Source organism: Zongyangia sp., from assembly GCF_965361945.1.
In genome coordinates, this window is sequence record NZ_CBDTOK010000166.1 from 1 (window position 1) to 9,353 (window position 9,353).

The 9,353-nt window shown below is 42.2% G+C and carries 11 protein-coding genes, 1 pseudogene and 1 riboswitch; of the genes and pseudogenes, 2 read left to right on the forward strand and 10 right to left on the reverse strand.

Annotated features, from left to right (window positions below):
• From ACZ25G_RS10165 to ACZ25G_RS10180, 4 genes and pseudogenes are all read right to left on the reverse strand, one after another.
• Positions 1-252 (reverse strand): annotated as a pseudogene (locus tag ACZ25G_RS10165) (hypothetical protein); the annotation flags it as partial.
• Between the two features lie 417 nt (positions 253-669).
• Complete coding sequence (locus ACZ25G_RS10170) at positions 670-1,599, reverse strand: AAA family ATPase (protein ID WP_463682373.1); 930 nt, start codon at positions 1,597-1,599, stop codon at positions 670-672.
• A gap of 206 nt (positions 1,600-1,805) precedes the next feature.
• Positions 1,806-3,407, reverse strand: a complete 1,602-nt coding sequence (locus ACZ25G_RS10175; RefSeq protein ID WP_463682374.1) for an amidohydrolase — start codon at positions 3,405-3,407, stop codon at positions 1,806-1,808.
• A 183-nt stretch (positions 3,408-3,590) separates the two neighbouring features.
• Positions 3,591-4,136, reverse strand: a complete 546-nt coding sequence (locus ACZ25G_RS10180) for a ferritin family protein (protein WP_191481532.1) — start codon at positions 4,134-4,136, stop codon at positions 3,591-3,593.
• A gap of 214 nt (positions 4,137-4,350) precedes the next feature.
• Here ACZ25G_RS10180 and ACZ25G_RS10185 point away from each other — a divergent pair, with 214 nt between their 5' ends.
• Positions 4,351-4,494 carry a hypothetical protein gene (locus ACZ25G_RS10185; RefSeq protein ID WP_191481531.1) on the forward strand — a complete coding sequence of 48 codons (144 nt, stop codon included), beginning with the start codon at positions 4,351-4,353 and terminating at the stop codon, positions 4,492-4,494.
• 50 nt (positions 4,495-4,544) lie between these two features.
• Here ACZ25G_RS10185 and ACZ25G_RS10190 read toward each other — a convergent pair whose 3' ends face one another.
• From ACZ25G_RS10190 to ACZ25G_RS10215, 6 genes are all read right to left on the reverse strand, one after another.
• On the reverse strand, positions 4,545-5,201 hold the full coding sequence (locus ACZ25G_RS10190) for an HAD family hydrolase (protein ID WP_463682375.1): 657 nt from the start codon (positions 5,199-5,201) through the stop codon (positions 4,545-4,547).
• A gap of 194 nt (positions 5,202-5,395) precedes the next feature.
• Positions 5,396-5,977, reverse strand: a complete 582-nt coding sequence (locus ACZ25G_RS10195) for a folate family ECF transporter S component (RefSeq protein ID WP_463682376.1) — start codon at positions 5,975-5,977, stop codon at positions 5,396-5,398.
• A 64-nt stretch (positions 5,978-6,041) separates the two neighbouring features.
• Positions 6,042-6,138, reverse strand: a riboswitch (THF riboswitch).
• Between the two features lie 163 nt (positions 6,139-6,301).
• Positions 6,302-6,964 carry a DUF4097 family beta strand repeat-containing protein gene (locus ACZ25G_RS10200; RefSeq protein WP_463682377.1) on the reverse strand — a complete coding sequence of 221 codons (663 nt, stop codon included), beginning with the start codon at positions 6,962-6,964 and terminating at the stop codon, positions 6,302-6,304.
• A 30-nt stretch (positions 6,965-6,994) separates the two neighbouring features.
• Positions 6,995-7,444 (reverse strand): GNAT family N-acetyltransferase, encoded by a 450-nt coding sequence (locus ACZ25G_RS10205; protein WP_463682378.1) that lies wholly within the window; start codon positions 7,442-7,444, stop codon positions 6,995-6,997.
• Between the two features lie 15 nt (positions 7,445-7,459).
• The gene (locus ACZ25G_RS10210; RefSeq protein WP_463682379.1) at positions 7,460-8,107 is read right to left on the reverse strand and encodes a hypothetical protein; all 648 of its coding nucleotides are present in this window, start codon (positions 8,105-8,107) and stop codon (positions 7,460-7,462) included.
• Entirely contained in the window at positions 8,104-8,955 is an 852-nt protein-coding gene (locus ACZ25G_RS10215; RefSeq protein WP_463682380.1) for an ATP-binding cassette domain-containing protein, read from the reverse strand. Before ACZ25G_RS10215 ends, ACZ25G_RS10210 begins: the two co-directional genes overlap by 4 nt.
• A gap of 112 nt (positions 8,956-9,067) precedes the next feature.
• Between ACZ25G_RS10215 and ACZ25G_RS10220 the strand changes: the two genes are divergently transcribed.
• Positions 9,068-9,353: MerR family transcriptional regulator (locus tag ACZ25G_RS10220; RefSeq protein ID WP_463682381.1), on the forward strand; the 286-nt coding region annotated here is incomplete at its 3' end.

The following is a 9,353-nucleotide window of genomic DNA, read 5'->3' on the forward strand; positions in this document are numbered from 1 at the left end:
CCAATGGACATCCCGCAGGCGGTCCCCCTGTTGATATTCCCGCATCTGAAAAATTTCAGAGGGGTCATCCCCTTTTTTCCAAAGAGAATATACGTTACCGTCCGCTCCCAATTCTGCAGACTCTCCCACATTCCAGATAAGTCCTACCGGTTTGGGCATGACATAGATACTGCCCTTTGTTTTGAGCTTCTTATGTTTTAATACAGGCAGCTGGAATAGCCCCAACATATCCCGAACTCGTATTTTTTCCAACATTACATCTATTTTGCCGCAATGGTGAAAACAAACTGTTGGATGCAATGCCATGTGGCTGCAGGGTCCAATGGGAAAACGCAGCTGCTCCCTCTCTTCTGGTCTCGCCTTTACATCAAATCTGCCCAGTTGCCGGGTATAACCGACCTGTAAAAAAACACTGGCACAGGGAAAAAGAAAGGGATAATCCAATTTCAGGGTGTAATGAGCCTGTTCCCCCTTAGCGACAGCGATCTCTGGGCACTGGAGCTGACAGCGTAACAAAAGGCAGCTGGGAATAAGAACCAAAAGTGAAAAAAGTGGAAGAAACAAGATAAAAAGAAGGAGCAAATGGGAAAGATATGCCGGATAAAAGATAAAAAATAAAAAGGCAATAAGCAGCAGTATAAAGTATATAATTCTTTGTTTTGCCATAACTCACACCAATACCGGAGCCGCCACCTGAAATAGTGCCTGACGGATGATCTGCCGCCTTCCTGTTCCATTGACCTTTGCCCTCGCATCCAGCCAAATTCTGTGGATGCATACATGAGGAAATACCTCCTGTACATCCTGGGGGGTTAAGAAATCCCGTCCATGAAAAAAGGCACAGGCTTTCGCCATCTGAAACAGCGCCAATGTGCCTCTGGGGCTGAGTCCTAGGCGAATCGCCGGCTGCATCCGCGTCCACGATGCTAAATCCGTGATATACTTATATAAAGGCTCCGAGACAAAGATACTTTCTACCTCTTGCTGCATCTCCCTGAGTTCCTGAGGGGTCACTACCGTCTGGATCCGTCCGCTGTGGGAACCAGGCTGACGTCGGCGCAGCATTTCCATCTCGCTCTGCTTATCCGGATAGCCCATAGAAAGGCGAACCATAAACCTGTCCATCTGAGACTCCGGCAGCGGCTGCGTCCCTGCGGAACCGATTGGATTCTGGGTGGCAATGACCAGATAGGGCTGCGGGACCTGTCTGGTAACACCATCGACGGTGATACTCCCCTCCTCCATGACCTCCAACAGTGCGGATTGAGTTTTACTAGAGGTACGGTTGATCTCATCGGCTAAAAATAGGTTGCACATGGCAGCCCCCGGTATATATACATTTTTTCCTGAATTCCTATCGTACATGGTATACCCTGTCACATCTGAAGGCATGACATCTGGAGTAAACTGCATCCGCTTATAGGACAAGTCCATAGCCTGAGAAAAGGCTATCGCCATAGATGTCTTTCCCACGCCGGGTACATCCTCCAATAGAATATGACCCCCCGCTAACATAGCCATCAATGTTTTTTCTATGACGTCATCTTTTCCTATTACCGACTTTCTTACCTGGTTAATAATTTCCTGTATTTTTTGCATTCCTTGCAACTCCTTATCGTCTCAAACCTACCTCTATCCATCATAAATTTGGGGCATAGGGCAAGTCAATAGAAGAATGTTGGCAAATTGAATACATTCCGTAAATAAAGTATAAACTTGCGTTTTAATTCGCTTAAAGATGTATTTTTTATGAATTTTCGTTGCACCTTATTTCTTTCTATTGTTTACAAAAGGAGCTGCTATATCTACGCTTGTTCCTTTGGATTTCGAACAAATACGGCCTTACCTTCTTTGATGGTTTCTACAACGTGAATATCCCTTAATTCGTTGACTGGTACTCTGAGAGGGTTGCGATCTAATATAACAAGATCCGCTAGTTTCCCAGGACGGAGAGAGCCTTTTTTGTCCTCTTCAAAATACTGATAAGCCGCATTGATGGTTATACCTTTCAGCGCATCATAGACATTGATTTTCTCATCTTCTCCCATCACTATACCTTCTCGACTGATACGGTTTACAGCACACCACAATACCTCCATCATATTCGGAGGCAGTACAGGCGAATCTTGGTGGAAGGTGTAGCATACCCCCAGATTCTTGGCCGATGCCGCAGGGCTAATCTTCATCGCTCTTTCTGAGCCGAAGTTCTGCAAATGCACATCACCCCAATGATAGGTGTGCGCTATAAAAAAAGACGCAATCATTGAAAGATCGGCCATTTTTTTGAGCTGATCCTGCCCTACAAGTTGGGCATGAATCATCACCGGCCGCATATGAAAATTTTTTCCCCCTGCCTCTTCATAAGCTCGTATCATTTGCTCTGCGGCCGCATCTCCGTTGCAATGGCATAAAATTTGCCCCTGATCAGCGATAGCCTGCGCCAGCATCTGCCGAACCTGATGATCGCTGTAGATGGGATATCCACGATAGCCCGCGTCTCCCTTAAGATAGGGCTCTCGCAACCAAGCGGTTCTGCCTTGAGGGGAACCGTCTAAGAAGATCTTATATCCCCCCATCTTTAGCCGGCCCACATATTGATTCTGCCGCGCCCCACTTTCCTTGAACAAAGTACGATGATCCTTCAAATCAGCATAACATACGACATCTGATTTCAGTCTTCCCTCTTCTGACATCCGCAGTAATAAATTCCATTCGTCCCTTTTGGCCAGCCCTTCTTGAATGGTGGTAATTCCATTTTCAAAATAGATTTGCTCAGCTTTTTCCAATTGACGGCATCTATCTTCAAAAGAGGGCAATGGCATACGGCTTATTGCCGAAGTAAAGGCTGTTTCTTCCAGATATCCATTAGGGTAATGACTTCCCTCTAAATGCCCAATCATACCTCCTGGCGGATCTTCCGAACGATGATCAATCCCCATTAGCTGTAAAGCTTTGGAATTCATTACTCCCATATGCCCGGATGCATGGGTAATCACTATAGGATTGTCAGGCGATACCTCATCCAATACTTCCTTAGATGGGTGTCGGTGTTCCCTTAAAAAGTTATGATCATAACCAAAACCGCTGATCCATTTTCCAGGTGCTATCTTTCTTTCTTGACAAAATTTTTCTATTCGTTCTTTTAGCTCTTCGAAACTGCTTGTCCCCTCTAAATTTACCAAATCTAATGTTCTGGCAACAGAGGTGAGATGACTATGCGCATCGATAAAAGCGGGAAGTAACGCTTTCCCCCTCAAGTTGGCAAGACGTGTATCTGACGGACGTATTGACATAAGTTTGCGATAATCCCCCACTTCGCGAATTAGCCCATTTACTTCCAAAAGCCCAGTTCCGGAGACGGTTTCTTCCATCGTAATAATGTCTCCACCAAAATAAAGAGTTGCCATATACAATTCCCCATTCTCTGTAATTAATAAAATTAGTATGCTTCAACTAACAAAAAACATGCTATTTTGTATTGAAATAGAAAAAGCACAGGCGAAAATGAACTTAAAAGAAGATCTTCGCCTGTGCTTTTCTATTGAGTTGGAAAATTTAAAAGGGACTATTAAAGGTCAGATTTTCAAGGTTTATTTGAAGTATCTGCCCAGCAGACCTGCAAAAGCCTGCCCATGACGAGCCTCATCCTTAGCCATCTCATGAACAGTGTCATGGATTGCATCCAGGCCCAGCTCTTTTGCTTTTTTAGCAATATCCATCTTGCCGGCGCATGCACCATTCTCAGCGGCAACTCTCAGCTCCAGATTCTTTTTGGTGGAGTTAGTAACCACTTCACCCAGAAGCTCTGCAAATTTTGCAGCATGCTCTGCTTCCTCGAAAGCTGCTCTCTTATAGCACTCAGCAACTTCAGGATAACCTTCTCTATCTGCCTGACGAGCCATGGCCAAATACATACCAACCTCGGTGCATTCGCCAGTGAAGTTCATTCTCAGACCTTCCAGGATCTCAGCATCAACGCCTTCAGCAACACCGATAACATGCTCTGCAGCCCAAGTCATGGTCTCTTCTGCCTGCTCCTTAAATTTAGAGGCAGGAGCCTTACATTGCGGGCAAAACTCCGGAGCGCTATCTCCAGTGTGAACATAACCACATACAGTACAAACAAACTTTTTCATGATTTTAATCCTCCCTGTCATTGATGTCTCAAGTTTAAGTTCATTTTGCTCCTCCTAGGAACAACTTAAATATACCATATCAGTATAATTAAGTCAAGGCATTTTTTCCTTTTTGACGAAATATTTCCGATATTTTTAATCTTTAAGGATAGTTCAAAGGGTATATTACCTTTCTTACTGGAAAACCTATGAATACAAAGAGAGGTGAGAAAAGATGGCAAAAAATAAACAGAACCAAAATAAACAGCCTAACCAAGCGCAGAATGCTCAGAGAAACCAACCTCAGAACAAACAAAATCCAAACCAGTTCCAAAATCGCAAAAACGATGAAGAAAACAATCAGGAAAACTACAGATAACTATTTCATAGAAAAACAAAGGGCGAGAAATATTTACTCGCCCTTTGTTTTTATTTATTTAGAAAATCAATGACTTCGTTTAAGGAATCTGCCGCATAAACAAAGGGATATTTTGCCACGTCCTCTTTTGTTGCGAAACCATAACCATAGGTAACGCCAATAAAATCAATACCCGCTGCCAATGCGCCTCTAGCATCATATTCGGTATCTCCCACCAGCACAACCTTACTGCTATCTGTAATACCAAGGCCCTCCATAGCATGTTGTACTACCAGTTCTTTTGTATCTCTTTTTCCTTCATCATCTACTCCTGAAATAAAATCCAGATAGGGAGCTATTTTATATTTCACCAACATTCTTCTTGCATGGTATTCCTTTTTTAAAGTGGCCGCTCCTGTTTTCTTTCCAAGAGAATGGACAAACTGTAGCGCATTAATCACACCATCATAAGGAATGCAGCCACGGTCAGAATATTGATCGTATCTGGCACGATACATGGCAGCTGCCTTTACGGTGGTTTCCGGATCAGTCCCAGCTACTGTTGGAAAAGTAATTTCTAGCGGAGGACCGACAAACAATCGCATTTTCTGTCGATCCGGCTTAGGAAGCCCTAGGTCGTCCAACACTGACCAGGCACATTCGCAAATCCCGTTGCCAGTATCCAGCATAGTGCCATCCAAATCGAAAAGTACCAAATCGTATTTCATGTAGTCAAACCCACTTCCCCAAACTCATTTTGTACGTATTATTTTACCATGAGGCAGCCATAGAGACAAGATATCTTGCATAAGAAAAACGTCAATTTTTTATACTATGTGCATACTGAAACGATATTGTCATCAATTTTACAGCCGTTCATATAAAAAGGAGCCCAAATTTGGGCCCCTTTTTCAAACAAACATTATATTTGCCCTTTGGGCACAATTTCCTGTACTTTTTTTAACAAAAAATAAAGCAATCCGGTTTCGATAGGGAGCATTACCAAATTCTTTACAATTCTGCCAGACAAAAGCACAATGAATGCATCGCCATACATCATTGACAGCCACAATGGTGTCAAAAATAAATTGATGAGCAATGTTGCCGTTAGCTTTGCTGCAAACACTCTTGCCAACGTTATTTTCCGTTGATAGAAAAACAATCCAAACAGAAAGCCAAGAATAAATTCACTGAGGGTAAAACCAGGGAAAAATCCACCATTTGGTTTAACCAAATATTTGAGTATGTCCGTAATAGCACCAATGCAGCCGGTTACTACAGGGCCATAGAGCAGTCCAGAGACGCCTACAGTGAGAAAAGCAAAGCTAATCATCTGGGTTAAACTTGCGATTACTGTTGTGGCGGCATGAATTACTACGCCCAATGCTGACAGCATAGACGCACCAGCCAGAGAACGGACATTTTTCATTTCCATCACAGCGTCTTTCATTCGACGGGATAGCAGTGAAAATTCCCTGGATAAGATTTTCATATTTCCTTGCAAAAAACAAACCTCCTTTCATGTAACATTCTTCGCTACATGAAAAGAGGGGAATCTCTTTGGATGCAGCAGCGGGATGCGAAGCACGTACCGCAAGTTTCCTTTTCGTCCATCCGACAACTCCCCGTTCGGACAGCACTTAACGCACGGGCTTCTACTCTGCTTTGGTATAATTCTCTTGTGAGAACCTCTTTATCATATCACATTTTTCAAAAAAAGCAAGTAAATAAAAGTATAAAAGACATTGATATAGACGAAAAAAGCAATTTTCATATTTGATATCTACATTCAAACAAAGCGACAAAACAATGGCTTTAAGAATCATAATCATGCTTTTTGAAACTCAATATTGACATCGCCATTATTGCTGGACACATGGAGCGTTTTTTCTCCGTCATCTTTGTTGTCTGGCAAATTACACTCCCCTTTTTTGATTTCTGTTTGAATGGAAAAATCGTCATAACTTCCTACAACTGTTCCTGTAATATTCCCGTTTTTGGCACTCAGGGTCAAGGCATTGCCCACATCTAAATCTCCAAAGGTAATATTCCCTTCAGTAGAAGAAATGCTGATACTTCCTGTTACGGTCAGGGCAGAAAGTGTAATATCTTCGTTTGTTGTAGACAGTGTAAGGTTTTCCAAAAGTTCGTCCGGGATCTGCAACGATATTTTCCGATTTTCGGCAGAGGGTTTCCTTCCAATATAATCTGTCCATTCCTTGTTGCTTGCGCTTGTCATGGTCAGCACATTTTCATCAGAAACAGAAATATCGTAATACTCTTTGCTGTTTTCGGAATATTGGATATGCACCTGTTTATCCTCGGACAAGGTTACTTCAATTTCTCTGTCCTGTACATCAAGGTTGATTTCACTCAGCTGTATATCTGGCGTATAACTTTTGGCCTCAAATGGTTCACTATTGTTCGAACAGCCCGACAAGATGCAGCTGACCAACATAAGACACAATGCGAGGGAAATGATTTTTTTCATTTTTATTCCTCCATATTTCATAGATTAGCTTTACAGCACCAATTCATAGCAGTATTCATCATGATCAATCTTTCCCGTGAACCGAAATTCGAAAGAAAGACATAGTTTTTTAGCAATTTGATTTTCTTCATCTATCATGAAGATTACTTTCTTGACACCTTGAATTTTTAGACCTCTCAAGACATGCTCTAAAGCTTTTTCTTCAAGCCCTTTCTGCTGAAATCTATCATCTACCATAAAGCGGCAGATCGTCGCCGTTTCCGCTTGAGTTTCTGTGCGTATATACATAAAAAAGCCAATGAGTACATTGTTGTTATAAATTGCATTGGGATGCATTTCTGGATGATATTTTGTTTCCGCTATGGAAATTGCGTTGCAGCAAGAATGGCCCTCTAATGTTCTGCCAATGCCATCTTGATTTGTTGTCAATTCGCACACATCCAATATATTTTGTGCGTCAACTGCTTTGATCCGAATCATGGCGATCCCTCTTGCCTATAAAGTTTTTCTTTTTAAAACCACTAGCCCTCCGAGAGATAACGCGGTGCTTAGTAGTAGACAGATGCAAATGTGCAGAACAGCATTGCTGTTAAACATGATAATCTGGAAAAATCCAGCCAAGACAGCACGTAATGGTGCAATCGGAGTAAAAATACAAATAATGGCGACCAGTACTGCGTCAGTCAGCCATCCATACCAATGTGTCTGCATGGATAACAGCACATGAAGAAAGACCATAACAAACAGTAAAAAGAACATCTGCTGCAATCCGGCAACAATCATCCCGGTTTCCGTCCATTTGCAAACGTCCATCATATTGATCACTGTTTGCGCTGGATATGCAGGGTCAGTCCATAGATGGATGACTGTATTGACAAGGGAAATGCAAAACGCCAAGAAACCGTAGCTGATGAGACAGCCGAAAAAGTAATCTTTTTTGCTGGCTCCTAAATGCATTAGCTTTGTGAAATCATAAAACACAAAAAAGAACGGGGTTAAGACAGCAAGCAGCCAAGTATAATTGCCGTTACTTAAAACAACGTCGCCGGAAGATGTGGCACAAAGCACCACAAGGGCTGTAATGATGAAACTGATTTTATTGCTGGCAAGCAAGCGTTTTACAATCGCAAAAATAGCTGTCATCTTTTTACACCTCCCTTATGTCCCACCATTTGTATAAAGAAATCCTGCAAAGACAGTGGGTGAATTTCCAGTGAAGCAGTCTGCTTTGGCGGGTTATCAAAAATATAACTTGTTACAAGCCCTCCGACAGTATCTTGACCAATGATATTTAGATTTTGTGTTGCTGCCTCCACGTCTTTTTGAAGCCCGCTGATGCTAAATGCTTTTGTCTCCACCGATTGCAATGTGTCAAAGAAGCGGACGCTTCCTTTATTAATAATGATCAGCTTTTGAATTGTCTTTGCAATTTCCTCAATGATATGGGTGGATACAATCATAACGCGAGGATGTTTCCGAAAACTCTCTGTCAGCATGTCGTAAAACTCCACCCGCATAATTGCGTCGAATCCGAGGACAGGTTCGTCTAAAAGAATGACCTCTTTATTACTCGCCAAACAGATAATCGTAGAAACCATCGTTTTCATGCCAAGAGAAAGATGATGAAATTTCTTTTTTCCCTCCAACTCAAAACGCTCCATCATTTCCAAGGCAAAGTCGTAATCATAGTTGGGGTTTACTTCAGAGGCAATTCGTATTAGCTTTTGTACCGGAAGATTAAAATGCTTTGCAAAATTTTCGATGTAGCTAACCCCTGTATCCAAAGTGGATGTTGTTATTGTCTTACCGTCAACCTGAATCGTACCATTTGTAATGTTTTGATACCCGGCGATCGACTTGAGCAGGGTTGTTTTGCCTGCTCCATTTCTGCCAAGCAGGCAATATATCCCCGGTTGGTCGATTGACAACGTGATGTTTTTGAGTACGGTTGCCTGCCCGTACTGCTTTGTTACATGTTTGAGTTCTATCATGCAGCTATTCCTCCTAAACAGCACTGAAATATCTATTGATTTTCGCCATATCCTCTGCTAGAATGAATCATAAACCTTTGTGCAACACAAAAGTCAATAGGAGAACATAAAAATGAAGAAATATTTTTCAGTGGGAGAAGCTGCAAAGGCTGTTCATACAACGAGTGAAACACTGCGGCATTATGACCGCATCGGATTAGTAAAGCCAAGCAAAAAAGACGAATGGACCAATTACCGCTATTATATCGAACCGGACATTGTTCGTCTGAATACAGTACGCGCCTTACAACTTATAGACCTGTCTTTGCAGGAGATAAAAAAAGTGCTAGAATATGATGATCTCGAAAAAATTGTAGACTTTTTAGCGCAAGCAGAGAAAAAGGCCGATGAAAAAATAG

Excerpts from the sequence above, each read along its gene's own strand:
- ACZ25G_RS10215 (WP_463682380.1), bottom strand. The coding sequence starts at position 8,955 with ATGATAGAACTCAAACATGTAACAAAGCAGTACGGGCAGGCAACCGTA.
- ACZ25G_RS10205 (WP_463682378.1), bottom strand. The coding sequence starts at position 7,444 with ATGATTCGGATCAAAGCAGTTGACGCACAAAATATATTGGATGTGTGC.
- ACZ25G_RS10185 (WP_191481531.1), top strand. The coding sequence starts at position 4,351 with ATGGCAAAAAATAAACAGAACCAAAATAAACAGCCTAACCAAGCGCAG.
- ACZ25G_RS10190 (WP_463682375.1), bottom strand. The coding sequence starts at position 5,201 with ATGAAATACGATTTGGTACTTTTCGATTTGGATGGCACTATGCTGGAT.
- ACZ25G_RS10180 (WP_191481532.1), bottom strand. The coding sequence starts at position 4,136 with ATGAAAAAGTTTGTTTGTACTGTATGTGGTTATGTTCACACTGGAGAT.
- ACZ25G_RS10170 (WP_463682373.1), bottom strand. The coding sequence starts at position 1,599 with ATGCAAAAAATACAGGAAATTATTAACCAGGTAAGAAAGTCGGTAATA.
- ACZ25G_RS10200 (WP_463682377.1), bottom strand. The coding sequence starts at position 6,964 with ATGAAAAAAATCATTTCCCTCGCATTGTGTCTTATGTTGGTCAGCTGC.
- ACZ25G_RS10175 (WP_463682374.1), bottom strand. The coding sequence starts at position 3,407 with ATGGCAACTCTTTATTTTGGTGGAGACATTATTACGATGGAAGAAACC.
- ACZ25G_RS10210 (WP_463682379.1), bottom strand. The coding sequence starts at position 8,107 with ATGACAGCTATTTTTGCGATTGTAAAACGCTTGCTTGCCAGCAATAAA.